This is a genomic window from Terriglobales bacterium (assembly GCA_035764005.1).
Classification (GTDB): domain Bacteria; phylum Acidobacteriota; class Terriglobia; order Terriglobales; family Acidobacteriaceae; genus Gp1-AA112.
Map to the genome: position 1 here is coordinate 17,776 of DASTZZ010000095.1, position 17,021 is coordinate 34,796.

General features: G+C 55.9%; 13 protein-coding genes. 8 read left to right on the forward strand and 5 right to left on the reverse strand.

Going from position 1 to position 17,021, the window contains the following annotated elements; all coding sequences use genetic code 11:
* Window positions 1–38: 38 nt before the first annotated feature.
* Window positions 39–830 carry an FHA domain-containing protein gene (locus tag VFU50_15140; GenBank protein HEU5234195.1) on the reverse strand — a complete coding sequence of 264 codons (792 nt, stop codon included), beginning with the start codon at window positions 828–830 and terminating at the stop codon, window positions 39–41.
* A gap of 1 nt (window position 831) precedes the next feature.
* Window positions 832–1,650 carry a Stp1/IreP family PP2C-type Ser/Thr phosphatase gene (locus VFU50_15145; protein ID HEU5234196.1) on the reverse strand — a complete coding sequence of 273 codons (819 nt, stop codon included), beginning with the start codon at window positions 1,648–1,650 and terminating at the stop codon, window positions 832–834.
* Between the two features lie 564 nt (window positions 1,651–2,214).
* On the opposite strand from VFU50_15145, the gene VFU50_15150 reads away from it, so the two are divergent.
* The 5 genes from VFU50_15150 (at window position 2,215) to VFU50_15170 (ending at window position 10,013) form a co-directional block, all read left to right on the forward strand.
* Window positions 2,215–2,559, forward strand: a complete 345-nt coding sequence (locus VFU50_15150) for a rhodanese-like domain-containing protein (protein HEU5234197.1) — start codon at window positions 2,215–2,217, stop codon at window positions 2,557–2,559.
* A 163-nt stretch (window positions 2,560–2,722) separates the two neighbouring features.
* A complete protein-coding gene (locus VFU50_15155) occupies window positions 2,723–3,433 on the forward strand; it encodes a metal-dependent hydrolase (protein ID HEU5234198.1) in 711 nt (236 codons plus the stop codon).
* A 716-nt stretch (window positions 3,434–4,149) separates the two neighbouring features.
* Window positions 4,150–5,730, forward strand: a complete 1,581-nt coding sequence (locus VFU50_15160; GenBank protein ID HEU5234199.1) for a hypothetical protein — start codon at window positions 4,150–4,152, stop codon at window positions 5,728–5,730.
* Window positions 5,731–5,846: 116 nt separating this feature from the next.
* Window positions 5,847–8,990 (forward strand): FAD-linked oxidase C-terminal domain-containing protein, encoded by a 3,144-nt coding sequence (locus tag VFU50_15165; GenBank protein ID HEU5234200.1) that lies wholly within the window; start codon window positions 5,847–5,849, stop codon window positions 8,988–8,990.
* Window positions 8,991–9,215: 225 nt separating this feature from the next.
* The gene (locus VFU50_15170) at window positions 9,216–10,013 is read left to right on the forward strand and encodes an alpha/beta hydrolase (protein HEU5234201.1); all 798 of its coding nucleotides are present in this window, start codon (window positions 9,216–9,218) and stop codon (window positions 10,011–10,013) included.
* A gap of 1 nt (window position 10,014) precedes the next feature.
* On the opposite strand, the gene VFU50_15175 is transcribed toward VFU50_15170, so the two are convergent.
* Window positions 10,015–11,049: a tetratricopeptide repeat protein gene (locus VFU50_15175; GenBank protein ID HEU5234202.1), complete on the reverse strand. Its 1,035-nt coding sequence runs from the start codon at window positions 11,047–11,049 to the stop codon at window positions 10,015–10,017.
* Window positions 11,050–11,278: 229 nt separating this feature from the next.
* Here VFU50_15175 and aroA point away from each other — a divergent pair, with 229 nt between their 5' ends.
* Entirely contained in the window at window positions 11,279–12,559 is a 1,281-nt protein-coding gene (aroA, locus tag VFU50_15180; GenBank protein ID HEU5234203.1) for a 3-phosphoshikimate 1-carboxyvinyltransferase, read from the forward strand.
* Between the two features lie 281 nt (window positions 12,560–12,840).
* On the forward strand, window positions 12,841–13,233 hold the full coding sequence (locus VFU50_15185) for a type II toxin-antitoxin system VapC family toxin (GenBank protein HEU5234204.1): 393 nt from the start codon (window positions 12,841–12,843) through the stop codon (window positions 13,231–13,233).
* 26 nt (window positions 13,234–13,259) lie between these two features.
* Here VFU50_15185 and VFU50_15190 read toward each other — a convergent pair whose 3' ends face one another.
* The gene (locus VFU50_15190; protein HEU5234205.1) at window positions 13,260–14,357 is read right to left on the reverse strand and encodes a M48 family metallopeptidase; all 1,098 of its coding nucleotides are present in this window, start codon (window positions 14,355–14,357) and stop codon (window positions 13,260–13,262) included.
* A gap of 411 nt (window positions 14,358–14,768) precedes the next feature.
* Between VFU50_15190 and VFU50_15195 the strand changes: the two genes are divergently transcribed.
* Window positions 14,769–16,046 (forward strand): hypothetical protein, encoded by a 1,278-nt coding sequence (locus VFU50_15195; protein ID HEU5234206.1) that lies wholly within the window; start codon window positions 14,769–14,771, stop codon window positions 16,044–16,046.
* Between the two features lie 113 nt (window positions 16,047–16,159).
* Here VFU50_15195 and rsmA read toward each other — a convergent pair whose 3' ends face one another.
* Window positions 16,160–17,008: a 16S rRNA (adenine(1518)-N(6)/adenine(1519)-N(6))-dimethyltransferase RsmA gene (gene rsmA / locus VFU50_15200; GenBank protein HEU5234207.1), complete on the reverse strand. Its 849-nt coding sequence runs from the start codon at window positions 17,006–17,008 to the stop codon at window positions 16,160–16,162.
* Window positions 17,009–17,021 lie beyond the last annotated feature (13 nt).

Here is a 17,021-nt window from a genome sequence, read left to right on the forward strand (position 1 = left end):
GCGCCGGGGCTGGCCGCTGATGGCGCGCAACCGGCGGCTCATTTTGTTTGATCCTGGAATCCGAATGCCATGGTCACCCCACCCACTTCGATGGTATCTCCATCGGAGAGCGGCTTCTGGCCGGAAATTTCTTCTCCGTTGATCTTCACTTTGATCTTGGCTTCGGATGCGGCGATGAAGTATCCCGTATCGCGTTTCGAGATGATGGCGGCCATGTTGGGAGCGAACCATCCTTTTAATTTGATTGACGCCATGTCGGACTTGCCGATCACGCTCATCTTGCTGGTCAGCAGATATTCGCGTTCGTCGGTCTTGCCATCGAGAACGGTGAGAGTTCCAATTCGGTCCGCGGCGGCGGCGGAGCTTTGACGTGCTGCGCCGGCGCCGGCGATTCCCAGTCCTTGCTGCGAGCTGGACGGAGGCGCACCCGCGAGCCGCTCCTTCATCTGCTTGGTATCGAGCATCACCGTGCTCTCGAGTTTGGCCATTGGCGGGGGCGTGTTCTGCTGCACGGGCGCGCGCTGGGCTGAGAGCAGCGTGAAACCTTCGTCTTTGAAGGAGATGGTGTGCTTGCCGATCACGACATCGTCGCCGTCTTTCAGGGTTTGGCGGCTGATGCGGGCGGTGCTGATGTACGTTCCATTTAGGGAATTGTTGTCTTCGATGACGTACTTGCCCGCATCCCAGTAGATCTTGGCGTGATGCCCGGAGACGGCGAGGTTGTCGATTTGGATGGTGTTGTCGGGCAGCCGTCCTATGGTGACCGGATTTTGCGAAAGAGGGACTTCTTTCAGGACAGAGTCTTCGAATTTAAGAAAGAGTTTCGCCATTTCAGTTTCCTCCGCCGAGCGCGAAGTCAAAAAGTTTGTGATACCACTGACGCTCCACCACACGCAGAAGCAGGCAGGTGATGTTGTCGTCTCCACCTTGATCTTTGGCTGCCTGGATGAGATGTTCGCACGCTTCGTCGAGCGAGCGTGAGTCTTCAATGATTGCCTTCAATGATTCCGGCCTTACCAATTTGGTAAGCCCATCGGTCGCGAGTAGATAAACGTCGTCCTGCAGAGCCAGCAGGTCTTGCACTTCGGGCTCCAGGTTCGGCTCGGAACCGAGCGCGCGAATGATGATGTTTTGCAGCTCGGACCGCTCCGCCTGTTCGGCGCTCATCATGCCGCGTCGCACCTGCTCGGCAACCAGCGAATGATCTTGCGTGAGTTGCTCGATTGCGCCATTGCGCACGCGGTACACGCGGCTGTCTCCGGCATGCGCGAGCGTCAGCAGGCCATCGTCATGAAAGAAAGCTGCGACGATGGTCGTGCCCATACCTTGCTGCAGGTCGTTCTTCTGTCCGGCGTCGAAGACGGCTGTATTCGCTTGTTGGATGGCGGTCCAGAGATGACGTCCGGCGGGGGAAAGATCTTCGGGGAGGCCATCGACGTCGGCGTAGCTGCCGTTCTGTTTCGAATTGCGGAAGTATTCGAGCACGAGGTCGACGCCCATTTTGCTGGCAACTTCACCAGCTTGGGCTCCGCCCATGCCATCGCAGACCACATAGATGCCGAGGCTCTGGTCCCAACCGAGGTTGTCTTCGTTGTTGGTGCGCACGCAGCCTACGTCGGTCCTGCCGGCGGATTCGAGCATGAGGTGCATGCGTTGAACAGAGTACTCCCTTGGCATCTTGAGAGCTTTGTCCACATGACTCTACCCGCAGAATCGCCGCATTGGAAGTGTTTGGGGCGATACCAAAGATTCAAAAGTGACTAAGGTTACTTGAAAGGTCCGGACAGGAATTTTCGGATTGCAGGTTCGACGCTTGGTCGCGGCTTTGTACCCAGCAAAATCAACGTCAACAGCAAACGCAAGGTCCTTCGCCCAAAGGCGGGGCTCAGGATGACACGGGTATGAGGACGCTACCGTCTTGGTTGATACCGCGAGCAACGTGGAACGGTCAGTGCTGCAGGCGAGTTTAGGACGTGAGCTTTTTCACCAGCGCGATCACGAAATCGGGAAATCACGAAATCGGGAAATCACGGAATACCCACCGCGTCGAATGGCCGCTGCGGCATCTCAGAAAGCTGCGCCGCCGATTCGGATCTGCACCTTTCAGTGCTCGCGAAACCGCGTATCTGCACTTGCGCTCTCGTAAGGAAATTCTCACATTTGCGAGCCTCCAACTTCACGTCTTAGAATCGACTGTTTTCTGTGGAGCACTCTATGCCGATGCCGGAATTCAATCAGCTTTGTAACGAAGCGAAACGGGAGATTCAGGAAATCGATGTCGAAGCGCTTAAGACCATGCAGAAGCGTGGAGACAACTTTGAGTTGATTGATGTCCGCGAGCCCGATGAAGCTCAACGCGGCATGATTCCTGGCGCAAAGCACATATCACGCGGCGTGCTCGAGCGAGACATCGACAAAGTCACAACCGACAAGAACCAAAAGATCGTTCTTTATTGCGGCGGCGGAAGCCGGTCGGCTCTCTCCGCCTGGATGCTGAAGAAGATGGGATTCAACAACGTGTATTCGCTGATCGGCGGCTGGTCAGCGTGGAATAAGTAGGCTACTGGCTCCTGGCTATTGGCTCTTCACATACGCTGCCGAGAATTTGGAACGTTTTTCCAAACAGCGAAAAAATCCCAGAGTTTGTGAAGAAGAACGGGCAAGCTTGGTGCACCTGTGAGAGCCAGTGGCCAGAAGCCAGAAGCGTGTTTAGGAGTTCACCTTGATCGATCTCAAAGGGCACAAACTTACCTGGCTCGGACATGCGACGTTCCATATTGAAACTCCTTCAGGGAAGTCGATCCTGATTGACCCATGGGTGATGAACAATCCCGCTTGTCCGGACAACAAGAAGAGTTTCAAGAAGATCGATGTGATGCTCTGCACGCATGGGCATGGCGACCACATCGGCGACGCCGTTGAGCTTGCCAAGAAACACAATCCGAAGATCACGGGCGTTTACGAGCTCTGCTTGTGGCTGCAAAAGAAGGGCGCCAAGCAAATCCAACCAATGAATAAAGGTGGGTCGCAGACCATCGAAGGCGTGCGCGTGACCATGGTTCATGCCGACCACTCCTGCGGAATTGAAGATGAAGGCCAGATCATTTACGGCGGTGAAGCCTGCGGGTATGTGATCGAACTGGAAGGCGGAGTGAAGATCTATCACGCCGGCGATACCAACGTTTTTTGGGATATGCAAATCATTCGCGAGCTTTATGCTCCCGAAGTGGTCATGCTACCCATCGGCGATCTGTTCACGATGTCACCGCGCGAGGCGGCGTACGCCTGCAAGCTGCTGAAGCCAAAATTCGTGATCCCTATGCATTTTGATACCTTCCCACTGCTTACGGGACGGCCGCCGCAACTGGCAAAGCTGCTTGAGGGAGGCGGCGCTCAGGTGGTCGCGATGCAACATGGAGAGACGCTGCGCTAACAGTCATCCAGGAGGCGCAATCGCGTCCGGCGAGCCGCTGGAGTGAGCGGTGGCGCACAGTCACAATTTGTGACAAAAAATCCCTGGTCGTTCCCTGTTCGCTTGCGGCACTCTCGCCGATTGTCTTTGCAACTCTGCTAATTTCAATGGAGTAGGGAGAAATTCCTTACAATCGCTGTTAATTCGCTGGCCCGCGAGCAAATTTGCGGATTTTGGGCAGAATTCTTCAATTTTGAGCCCGCGATTTTCGCATTCGCTGTTAAATTCGCTGTTCCTATCGATCCATGCTTCTCGTGCCGGGAGCTTCTGGCTGGTGGCGGCGAGAGTAATGTGGAATGAATTACCATTCATGGCCTCTTGCGAGGCAGGAACTCCTATGATCTGTCGGTGTCAAAATGGATGTGGGAGCGGTGTGCCTTTTTGCTGGACGAAAGATGATGAACGAGCTGTGACTTGCATCTAATCAGTAAAGAGTCCTAACAGTGTTTTCGCGGAATTCGCCGCTTGCTATGTGGATGGTGCATTTTTATAATCAGCGTTTTCTCGTCGTAAGCGGTATTCCACTGGAGCTCTCATCTCGCTGAGCGGTAATGCGAGGGAGAGTTCGGGCGGGATTTTCGCTGTGCCGGTTGTGCCCGTGTTTCACAAATCTAGTGCCGAGTGACGCGGATCCGCAGAAGGTGCTCCTGCCAGGACCGCGAATTAAGGAGCTTCGAATGAAGAAGTTGCTCTTGATGTCCTTGTTGGCATTTGCCGCATATGGCTTCGCCCAGGAGGCGCAGGGTACTGCACCCGCGCAGACCACACCCGGACAGCAGCCCACAGCCGGTCAACAAACCACAACAGGCAGTCAGCAGACCACAGGCGGTCAGCCGGCCGCGCAGCCGCAGCAGAAAACGATCAAAGATCCTGCTGAGTACAACGCGTACATGAGCGCGATCAGCGCGCAGGATCCGAACGCGAAGGCGCAGGCGCTGGAAGCTTTTCTCCAACAGTATCCGAATACGGTTGTGAAGCAAGAGACACTGGAGCAGTTGATGGCTGCGTATCAAGCGGCCAACAACGGCCCGAAGATGACCGACGCAGCGAATCGTCTGCTGCAGGTCGATCCGAACAATATCCGCGCGCTTGCATTATTAACGTTTGTGACACGGTCACAAGCTGCTCAATCGAACCCTCAGACAGCGCCTCAGGTTTACGCTCAGGCGGCCCAGTATGCGCAGCGCGGACTCCAGGCTGCAGAAACTATGCCGCGTCCGGCTGGTGTCTCCGATGCCGATTACAAGAAGCTGCAGGATGGAGTGAAAGTAATCTTTAACGGCGCGATTGGCATGGATGCCTTGCAGCGCAAGGATTACGCTACCGCCCAGAAGGCGCTTGCAGCCGCTGTTGCGGTTCCCGAAGATGCGAATAACCTGCAGGATGTTTATCCGCTCGCTACTGCTTATCTGCAGGCCAATCCTCCCGACTACATCAACGGGTTGTTCTATGCAGCGCGCGCTGTAGATCTTTCGGCCAACAATGCGGCCGCGCAGCAGCAGATCAACAAATTCGCGCAGTACTACTACAAGAAGTATCACGGCAGCACCGACGGATGGGATCAGGTGCTGCAGGCCGCACAGAACTCTCCTGCTCCTCCGGCGGGATTCACCATTACACCTGCTCCGCCTCCGCCCACCCCGTGCGAGTTTGCCGACACGATCATGAAGCAGAATCCTGACGTCTCGCAGATGGCATACGGCGACTGGCTCTTCGTGCTCGGCTCCGGGAATCAGAAGGATGCGGATGCTGTTTGGGCGTTCCTGAACGGGAAGGGAATTCCAGTGAGCAGTCCGGAGCATCCGGCGAAGGTGATCAGCGCGACTGCGGATGAACTTCAGCTTGCCACGACCGATGATGACATCCAGGAAGGCAAGGCAGACGTCACGCTCAAGCTGACCAAGCCGCTACCTGCTTCACAGGTTCCGCAAGCGGGAGCGATGCTAAGCGGACGTTGGGTGGGCAAGGCAACCAGCTACACTCCTTTGCCTCCACCGCAACCTGCGCAAAACGCTGCCGCCGGGCAACAGCAACAGCCTGCTGCCGCAGGACAACAGCAACAACCCGGTGCCGCCGGACAACAACAGCAACCTGCGGCCCCTGGAGCGAACGCACAGCAGCCGCAGCCCGCAGGCTGTTTGCCCAACACTGGGGGGGGCGTGATGTTGACGCTCACAGAAGGAGCAAAGCAAGAACCTCCAAAGAAAGCTCCGCCACGCCGTAGCACTACTCGCAGGCGCTCAACAACGCATCACTGAAGTGCAAGTCCAAACGACGAAGGCAGCCATTGTTGGCTGCCTTTGTTGCTTATGGCGTTTGCTTGCCCTTGTTTTTAGCAAACTGAGGAGTACTTGCAGCAATCCAACCTAAAGTCATGCAAAAGCTAGTGGCGTTGACTCCGGCTGCTCACAATCCCTCAATTCTTCCACCCAGCTCCCACGATCCGTCCAAGCACAAGCGCTTCGCTGAAGCCCACGAGCTCGAAAAAGCCCTCAAGGAGATCGTCAAAGGCGAGGTCAGATTCGGCGACGGCGATCGCGCGCTATATGCGACCGACGGATCGAATTATCGCCAGGTCCCGATCGGCGTGGTCGTCCCCCGCGATGTGGAGGATGCGATTGCCACGATGCGTCTGTGCCGGATGTATGGAGCTCCGGTACTCTCGCGCGGCGGGGGGACCAGCCTTTGTGGCCAATGCTGCAACTTCGCCGTGATTCTCGATTTTTCCAAGTACTGCAACCAGCTTCTCGAGTTGAATCATCGTGAGAAATATGCGCGCGTGCAGCCTGGCATTGTGCTTGACACGCTGCGCAAAGCTGCAGAGCACTTCCATCTCACGTTTGGTCCGGATCCAGCAACTCACAACCATTGCACGCTCGGGGGAATGATCGGCAACAACTCCTGCGGTGTGCATGCTCTCATGGCGGGCAAGACGGAAGAGAACGTCTACGAGCTGGACATCCTCACCTATGACGGTCTTCATATGAAGGTCGGTGAGACCAGTGAGGCCGAACTCGAGCACATCATTCGGGAAGGCGGAAGGCGTGGAGAAATCTATTCCAAGCTCAAGGCCCTGCGTGACAAGTATGCGAACCTGATTCGCGAGCGCTATCCCAACATTCCTCGACGCGTCTCCGGCTACAACCTCAACGAGCTTCTGCCGGAGAACCACTTCAACGTTGCGCGTGCGCTGGTCGGCTCCGAGGCTACGTGCGTGATGGTCCTGGAGGCGAAGCTGCGGCTGGTGTATTCGCCGCCTGCTCGCACGCTCGTCGTTCTCGGCTATGACGATGTTTATGCGGCGGGTGATCACGTTCCGGAAGTGCTTACATTCAAGCCAATCGGTCTGGAGGGAATCGATAACCGTCTTGTCGGCTACATGAAGAAGAAGGGACTTCATGTCGAAGACCTGGCGTTGCTCCCCGACGGCAAAGGCTTCCTGCTGGTGGAATTCGGCGGTGAGAACAAGGAAGAGTCCGACATGAAGGCGCGCGCAATGATGGCCCGCCTCAAAGCCGGAGCTAACGCTCCCAAGATGAAGCTCTACGACGACAAGAAGCAGGAGAAGCTCGTCTGGGAGATTCGCGAGTCCGGGCTCGGCGCCACGGCCTTTGTTCCCGGAGAGCCTGTGACGTGGGAAGGCTGGGAAGATTCAGCCGTTCCGCCCGACAAAGTAGGACATTACCTGCGCGACCTCCGCAAATTGCTGGAGAAGCACGGCTACAACTGCTCCCTGTACGGACATTTCGGGCAAGGCTGCATCCATACGCGCATCGATTTCGATTTCCGTACAGTGGAAGGCATTCGCAACTATCGCGCCTTCATCAGCGAAGCCGCCGATCTGGTGGTTAGTTATGGTGGTTCCATTTCGGGAGAGCACGGTGACGGACAATCCAAGGCAGAGATGTTGCCCAAGATGTTCGGTCCCGAACTGGTGCAGGCATTTCAGGAGTTCAAGGCAATTTGGGATCCGCAGAACAAGATGAATCCCAATAAGGTCGTCGATCCATTCCCCATCGACGAGAACCTGCGCCTCGGCGCCGACTTCGCCCCCTGGCAGCCGGAGACTCATTTCAAGTTTCCCGAGGACGAAGGCCGTTTCTGGCATGCGACCATGCGCTGCGTCGGCGTAGGCAAATGCCGGCGTAAAGAAGAAGGCGTGATGTGCCCGAGCTACATGGTCACGCTCGAAGAGAAGCACTCCACCCGCGGTCGTGCGCACATGCTCTTTGAGATGCTTCAGGGAGAGGAACTGAAATCAGGTTGGCAGGACGAGAGCGTCAAGGAAGCGCTCGACCTCTGCTTGAGCTGTAAGGGATGTAAAGGCGAGTGTCCGGTGAACGTCGACATTCCGACGTATAAAGCCGAATTCATGTCGCACTACTACGAGAAGCACAAGCGTCCCATTTCGGCATTTGCTTTTGGATACATTGATCGCTGGGCCGCATTGGCGTCGATTGCTCCGGAGTTCGCCAATTTCTTCAGCCAAACGCCTGGTTTTAGCGATCTGATGAAAGCAGTGCTCAAGATACCGAGCCAGCGGCAGATTCCACCGTTTGCTCCCCAAAGCTTTCGCCAATGGTTCAATGGACGCAAGACGGATCGCTCCCCCGGTCCGCAGGTGATCTTATGGACGGACACCTTCAACAACTATTTCCACGCCCACACAGCGAAAGCTGCGGTTGAAGTGCTCGAATATATGGGATGGCGCGTGCGCATTCCGCGTGAGAACCTCTGCTGTGGACGTCCTCTCTATGACTTCGGCATGCTCGATGAGGCCAAGGTCTACCTGAAGCGCATTTTGCGAAGCCTTGAACGGGATATACAGGCCGGATTTCCCATTCTGGTCCTGGAGCCGAGCTGCGCTTCCGTGTTCAAAGAAGAACTCAAGAACCTCCTGCCCGATGAGCATCTGAGCGAGAAACTCTCCGGACAGGTGATGCTCTTGAGCGAGTTCATTCAGAAGAAGGCGAGCGAGTTCGAGTTTCCGCAGTTGAAGCGAAAAGCCATTACTCAGAACCATTGCCATCACAAGGCCATCTTTAAGACTGAAGCCGAGGAGCAGGTGTTCAAACGCATCGGGCTCGACGCCAAAGTCCTGGATTCCGGCTGCTGCGGCATGGCAGGTCCCTTTGGCTTTGAAGAGCAGAAGTACGAGGTGTCACAGGCGTGCGGAGAGCGAGTTTTGCTCCCTGCGGTTCGCGAAGCTGCCGAGGACGAGCTGATCCTCGCCGACGGTTTTAGCTGCCGCGAGCAGATTCGGCAGAACACAGATCGCTATCCGCTCCATTTAGCGGATGTCTTGAATGCTGCCATCAAGCAGGACCTTCCTAAATCAGGAAAACCGGAAGCGCACATCGTGAAGAGGATCAACTCCGAAGCCGCTATCGGGAAAGTAAAAGCGGGAGCTGCGCTTACAGCACTGCTCGGAACTGCCGCATTCGGGTTGTGGGCATTCTTCGATCATCGCAATCGCAAAGCCTCGCGCGGAAAAGTGATCGAAATGGGAAGTAGATAATTCTCGCGCCGCCGCGGCGAAAAGGTACGAGTCGCGTACGGTTTATTTGCGGAACCGGAACCTGCTTTTTCTTCAAACGCAGGAACAGCAGATCCCCCGGAGCGCAACCCAAAATATGCAAGATCCGCAGTTCGTCGCTTCGCTCGGAGGGATGACAGTGGCGAGAGAGTCTCGTATCCCGAAAAACGGTCTACAGCAATCCGAAAAACGGTATAGAACGGGTAGATGCAATTCACCAGCGACGATGCCCAACTTTATTACGATTCAATGGGAGAGGGTTTTCCAATCGTTCTGCTTCATCCATTCCCGGTTCACCATGAATTCTGGAAACCAATAGCAAACAAGCTGGCGACGCGCTACAACGTGATTCTTCCCGACCTTCGCGCCCACGGGCGCTCCGAGGTAGGCAAGGGAACAGCGACGATGGGCAAATACGCCCTCGATCTGACGCGCTTGCTGGAAGCGCTGCAAATTCCCAAAGCGGTATTCGTTGGCGTGTCCATTGGTGGATACCTGCTTTTTGAATTCTGGCGACGCTTTCGCGAGCGCGTTGCTGCGTTGGTGCTTGCGAACACGCGGGCCGAAGCGGACACCCAGCAGGGAAGAGCAAATCGACTGAAATCCATTGCCGACTCGCGACTCCACGGGACCGGTCCATTCTTCGATGCTCAGGCGCAAAACCTGATCGGAGAAACAACGCGTCGAACGCGTCCTGACATCGTTGCAAATGCGCGCGCCATGATGCAGATGATGAGTGTCGATGGATTGGCTGCGATTCAGCAGGGAATGGCGGAGCGTCCCGATTCAGTCCCTACGTTGAGCACGATCAACGTGCCCACGCTGATCGTCGCTGGCGAGGAAGACACGGTTACGCCGATCGCCAACGCGCGGCTCATGCATCAACACGTTAGTGGCTCGCGGCTACAGACCATTGCGCGTGGCGGACATTACTCAGCTCTCGAGCATCCGGAAGAATTTGGCCGAGTTCTGCGGCAATTTCTGGATGAGCTTCGGCTGGGCTGATCTAGTGGGCTGCAGGAACAGCCGGGCTGGCTGCCGACGCCATGTATGCCTTCAGCTTTCCAATGGTCTCCCGCGCGGCTCCTGCATTGGGATCCTGCGGCGCCAAAGTCAGGAATTCCTGCAGCTCTGCAAGTCCTTCGGTGTAGTTCTTAAGGGCCAGCATTATATGGGCGCGGACAAGATGGACAGGAGCGTATTCCTTCGGGAGAAAGCTCTGCGCTTTCGAGAGCTGCTGCAGTGCATGCTGATAATCGGCCTTTCCTACATAAGCCTTGGCCATTTCGAAATACGATTGCCACGAACTCGGCGACAGCGTAATCGCACGATCAGCTGAGCGCAGCGCATCGTCAAACTTGTGCAGTTGGTTCAGAGCTGCCGACATCGCCGTATACGCGAGTGAATAGCCCGGGTCCGATTTAATCGCGTGGTCAAAATCGTTAATTGCCGCTTCCGGATGCGAAGAGTCAAGCGACATAACGCCGCGCAGCGTGAGCGCCTCCGCATAATCAGGATAAATCTCAAGGGCTTTAGCCAGTTCTTTCTTCACGTCATCGTTGCGATTCTTGGAAAGAGCAGTTTCAGCTTTGTGGTATGCATCCCGCGCTTTTTGTGGAACCTTGTACTGAGCAACTGAAACCGTCGCGTTCCCGTCTGCCTGGTTGGCGCCTGCCGCCGTGTTGAGTCGCAGCCGAAGATTCATCCCAAAATCGCCCGAAGCGAGGTGCTCATGCGCCTCTGACAACCCACGCACCGCCGTCACGTCGTAACCAGAGGCGGGTAGTCCAGCGAACTGAAATGCTCCAGCATTGTTTGTATAGCCGGTCGCGATAATCCGTGATGTCTGTTCGCTGCGAACCTCAATACGGACGTCGGGAATAGGAGAGCCGTCGGAGCCTACTACCACACCGGAAATACTGCTGACCTGCATTCTGTCGAGGGAGTTGGTGCGCGTACCGAACGAATCGGGAGGAACAGTGTAAATTTGAGAAAAGCAAACGCCGCTGCTCAGGCAGATTGCAAGGAAGGTTGTTACCACTCGGCCTCTCATGGCCCGGTACCTCGTTAAATTTCACGAGCATCGGGAGGCACCTTGTCACCCGTGGGGAACCTCATTCATCGCTCGGCACTGCATGGCTGCCGTGCTGCAGAATGAGAGTGAACTTTGGTCCCGCTAAGTTGGCTGATGAATTTGCGCGAATACAAAAATTAATAGCGGCATGTCAGGCAACTAAACTGGCCTGCCCCTCTGAAGGACATCAAGATTGATGACGGACGTAGTCGTTAAACCTGCGAGAAATATCGTCGGATCGATTCGTTTGCCCGGCGACAAAAGCATTTCTCATCGTTATGGGATGTTGGGAGCTTTGGCCGAAGGAACCACGCGCTTACGAAATTTTTCTACTGGCGCGGACTGCGCCAGCACGCTCGCCTGCATGCAAGCGCTTGGCGCCCGAGTCGAACGCAAGGACGGAGAAATCGCGATCCACGGCTGCGGCGGCTCCTTGAAAAAACCAACTGAGTCGCTTGATTGCGGCAACTCAGGATCGACAATGCGTATGCTCTCCGGCATCCTCGCAGGCCAGCCTTTTGAGAGCGAACTGATCGGCGATGCCTCTCTTTCGCGGCGGCCCATGCGGCGGATTATCGAGCCTTTGAGCAAAATGGGAGCATCGATCTCCTCCCAGGATGGACATGCGCCACTACGAGTACGCGGAGGCAAGCTGGAGGGAATCTCGTACAAACCTGCAGTGGCAAGCGCTCAGGTGAAAACATCGCTGCTATTTGCAGGACTCTTCGCAAACGGGGAAACCACGGTCGAAGAACCGATTCGAACCCGCGATCACGGCGAAGTCGCTTTGCGCGCATTCGGCGCGGATCTCAGTCGTGACAAAGAGCGCGTGAGCATACGAGGAGGCCAGCGGCTGAAGGCGATTGAATCCGTTGTCCCGGGTGACATCTCATCTTCAGCATTTTTCTTATGTGCGGCGGCGCTGTTTCCTGAAAGTAATCTCGTGATCGATTCGCTCCTTCTAAACCCAACGCGCGCGGTGCTGCTCGATGTGCTCACGGCGCTGGGTGCGCGCCTGCGCATGGTTCAGGTGGAAGAGAGTCAAGGCGAGTTGATGGGAACAATCACAATCGAAGCCGGTCCCCTGAAAGGCGTCAAGTTGGTTGGGGCGCAATCTGCCGCGTTGATCGATGAAGTGCCGGTGCTCGCAGCAATCGCTCCTTACACTCGCGACGGCATCGAGGTACGCGACGCTCGCGAACTGCGCGTCAAAGAGTCCGATCGCATCGCGGCAGTCGCGAAAAATCTGCGAGCAATGGGGGCTCAAGTCACCGAGCACGAAGACGGATTAAGCGTCCCTGGCAGCCAGCAACTGCACGGCGCAGAAATCGATTCCGAGCACGATCACCGCATCGCAATGGCCTTTGCAATTGCGGCCCTGAGAGCCAAGGGCGATACGTTAATCCGCGGCGCAGATGCCGCGCAGATTTCATTTCCAGAGTTCTTCCTGATGCTGGAAGGTGTTGCTGAAAGATGAGCGGTATGGCCGAATCGCTTTGACATGTGCAGAACATGAAAATATGTTATTGACATGTCAAAGATGATCCAGCTCCGAAACGTCCCGGAGAGCTTGCATAGAAAGCTCAAGGCCAGGGCCGCGATGGAAGGCATGTCCCTCTCGGACTACTTGATGTCCGAAATCCGGCACATTGCTGAAAGACCTACGCTGAATGAGTTGAGAGCCAGGCTGAATCAACGTGCTCCAGTGGAACTGAACGGAGGGGTTGCCGAGATTCTGCGTGCTGAACGAGATTCGCGGTGATCGTTATCGATGCTTCTGCTGCGCTTGAGTGGCTGCTTCGGTCTCATGCCGGATTGCATATCGAGCAGCGCATTTTTTCGAGCGGCGAACGTTTAGCAGCACCTCACCTGCTGGATATCGAGGTTCTGCAGGTTGTCCGGCGATTAGCTTCTGCAGGAAAGATTTCACCTGTACGTGCGGGTGAAATTCTGGACGATTTCACCTCCGCGATCATTGATCGTTATCCGCATCACATGCTTGTTCATCGAATTTGGGCTTTGCCTCAGAATCTTACTGCCTATGACGCGGCATATGTAGCTTTAGCTGAGATGATAGGTGCACACCTGATCACGTGCGATGTCCGACTCGCGCGAGCGCCTATCTCTCAGGTGCAGATCGAGTCATTTTGAGAGCGACTCGAGCAGCAAGGCAGCTTCTACTCCTGGGCGCCAGTTCTCCGTCGCAATGTCGGATGAGGACGCGCGCCGCCCTGGAACGCGCGGCCGTGGGTCAGCCTTGAGACTCGATCGCGAATCGCGTCGAATTCGCTCGTATCAGTGATGTAGCTTTCCCGATCTGGTAGCATCTCCAGCTCAGCTTCTGCGCGACGGACGCGGTCTTGCGTCATGGGGTGGGTCATGAATGCTCGCGCAATGAAGCTGTGCGGCTCCTTGTCCTCGCCTTCGAGCTTCTCGAAGAAATCGACGAAGGCGGTTGGATCGTAGCCGGCGGCATACTGATATTCGATTCCGAGCAGGTCAGCCTCGCGTTCGGCGTCGCGGCTGAATTTCAGGAATGACATCGGCATAGCTACGCTGGCGACTTGACGAACCGCGTATCCCACTGGCCCGCCGAAGAAGATCAAGGGCAGGGAAGCGTATTGCGTGATTTCACTCTTGGTCAGATTTCGCGTAGCATGCCGGGCGCAAACGTGCGCAATCTCGTGGGCCATCACTCCGGCGAGTTCGGCTTCATCGTCGGCAGCGAGAATGGCGCCGGTGTTGATGTAGAAAAATCCTCCCGGTAATGCGAACGCATTTACTTCGTCATCATCGATCACTTTGATGGTGAAAGGCACTTTGCAGTCGGAATGGCGCACGAGAATCTGTCCAGTCCGATTCACATACTCATTGACGACCGGATCGGTCAGCAAACGCGCGCTCTGCTCCACTTCCATCGAGAGCTCGCGTCCGATCGCGACTTCTTTTTCGATGGAGAAGAAATTTACGCCTTCGCCAATGTCGCGCTCACCAATGCGCGAAACGTCGAACTTCGCCGGAATCGAAGCCGGCCGACGCGGTGCGGAATTCGTTTCCGCCATGCGCTCAGCAGTCGTGCGGAACCCGGTTCGCGGCAAATCGGAGGAATATGCGTAGTCGTCCTCGTCTGGAGAAGTGCTCGCGAGTGACCAGTTGAATGGGTCGGGTGTTAACCGATAGCTTTTTGGCTGAGGAGTGGTTGTGCGCGTCATGGAGCGATTTGAGAGGTCGAACAGGCGAGAACTCACCAGCCATGGGCGAACGAAAGCGATCATCGTTCTTGGGTCCGCGTGCAATGGATTCCGACGAACCGACGGAGACCACAGCAGAAGGTCGATCAGCCTCTGAGGCCCAGGACTTCCATCAGTAGTTATGGGTTGAATAGAAGTGGAATTTTGCGAGGAGGCAGGGAGAGCGACGGCCATCAGGACGCCAACAGTCAGCCGAAGAACTGCACGAAGAGAAAACAGGGGAACAAACATGAGCCGCAACTCCGACTGCCGTCTTGCTCATTGTATGCCCGCGTGCAACTGCCGGGATTTGACCGTTCCCATGGGTTCTGCCAATGCTCGGACGTTCTAGGTGCGCCGCGCGTCTCGCCGTTTATCCCTGTGTGAACAGCAGCTCTCAACTGCAACAATTTATAATCTTGCATTCAGCGACTACAAAGAGGTCAAGGAGTGCATTTGAGACGCGGGTTCACTCTCGCTGCGATAGCGAGCATTGTTTTGTTAATCGTCAGCCAGCCCGGATGTGGGGGCGGCAATAGCAGCACCACGCCGACCAGCGGCCTCGAGGAGCGGGCCTTTGTCGCCGTTAATCTGACCAGCACCGGCAGCATATTGATCGTGGATGCATCGAAGGATCAGCTGTCTGCGTCCAGTATCCCCATCCAAGGAACCCAGCTTCTGTCCTCTCCGCCGCCGCAGATCATGATTCCCGGTCCGAACAGCACGACCATCGAGTACAACAGCGGCGACAACAATGTGAACATGATCGACAACATCAAGGAGACGCAAGTCACTAAAATCGGTAGTATCGATTGCACGTCAGGTACAGCGTGCCAGATACAGTTCGCCGGTCCTGTCGACAGCCTCGCCGCGAGCTCTGATGGAAAATTCATCTACGCCGCGCTCGGGAGCAACAGCGAGGTAAGCATAGCTGATCTGACAGGAAGCACCTCAGTTGCAATCAAAAACATTCCAGATGTTCCTGGCAACTGTCAGACGAAGGGCAATTGTCTACCTGGCGCGCATCGCATTGTGCTTTCGCACAATAACAATAAGCTTCTCGTTTTTAACGAAACGTTGAATCAGTTTGAAATTATTAATACTCCCGACAGCACAGTGCAGACCGTGACAGGCCTCGATCACCCTATCTACGGTGTCTTTTCGGCGGATGACAGCAAGGCCTACATTCTCAACTGCGGTGCCGAGTGCGGCGGAACGCAAGCCAGCATCGTCACCGTCGATATGAGCTCGCTCGGCCTCAGCCAGCCAGTGAACGTCGATGCTGCGACGATCGGAACAGCAGACACAAACAACCTATACGTTGCAGGAAGCAATCCGGCAACCCCGGGAGCGGGAAGCGTGACCGTGCTTCCGCTTTCATCGCTTACGGGTGGGAAGCAGATCAAAATCGGCGACGGCTTCCATCAAGTAATTTCCTCGTTTCAGGGCAAAGTCATCGTGGGCGCGCGCACGTGCACGACAGGATGCCTCTCGATCGTGGATCCAAATGCGGGAACAGCGATTATCGATACGCCCGCGGCGGGCCAGCCGCAAAAGGGCGATGTGTTGGCGATCGCTCCCGTTGCGCCGCGCAAAGTCTTCTACACCGCCGAAGGCGGCGAGCTGCGCATTTACGACGCCACCACGGGAGTGGAAGAGCTCCTCAACACTGCTCCGATGATCGATATCGTTGGTAAAGTGACTAGCGTTCTGTACGTGGGCCCAAAGACATAGCGTTCATCGAGTTGCTCTGGCATTTCAGCATGCCCTCGGCAATTTCAGGTGAAGTGCTTCTTCCGAAGCACCCACATACGGCTTACAACACAGCCCGGGCTGAGATTGGGTTCTCAGCCTCGGATTAAGTGCTTGTAAACATCTGTCAAGCCGATGAGCGATAGTTCCTCTGCGCGGGCGCTCGCATGAACTCCCACGTGCTGCAATGCTGTTTTGATCGAAGCCTCGTCGTACATTCCGCGCAAATTGTTGAACAGCGTCTTGCGCTTCTGCGCAAATGCCAGCTTAGAAAAGTTCAGGAACTCGCGCGAATCGATTCCCAACTGTTCGGCTTTCGGAGCGACGCCTAACCGCAGCACACTGGAATGGACCTGAGGAGGAGGAGAAAATGCGCCAGGAGGCAGCGTGAACAGCCTTTCAACGTCGGTGAACAGACGCGCAGTCACCGTGAGCAATCCATAGTCGCGGCTCTCTGGTTCGGCGACGAGGCGATCGGCGACTTCTTTCTGCACCATCAGTACGACGGTTTCTATATGCTCATGCTGTTCGAACACTCGAAGGAGAATGTCAGAGGTGATGTAGTACGGGATGTTTCCAACAACCTTGACGGGGTCCGATCCAGGTGCCGAAATGGAACCGAGCAATCCAGGGATGCTGGCGCCCAGAAAATCGCCTCCGACGATCGTGATGTTGGGTAGATCACGAAATTCGTGCTCCAGCGCGTTTGCCAGATCACGATCCAACTCTATCGCAATCAGATGGCCAGCGCGCTGGGCGAGCAGCTTGGTTAGGGCGCCGCGTCCGGGCCCGATCTCGATTACCACCGAGTTGGAGATATCGCCCAAGGCATGGACGATGCGAAGCGCAGCTCCGCCATCCACGAGAAAATTCTGTCCAAGCTTTGGCTTTTGTTTCGGGCGTGTGCTCTGACGCGCTGCGTTGACCTGTCTATGAGTGGACATTAGACTCGAACTT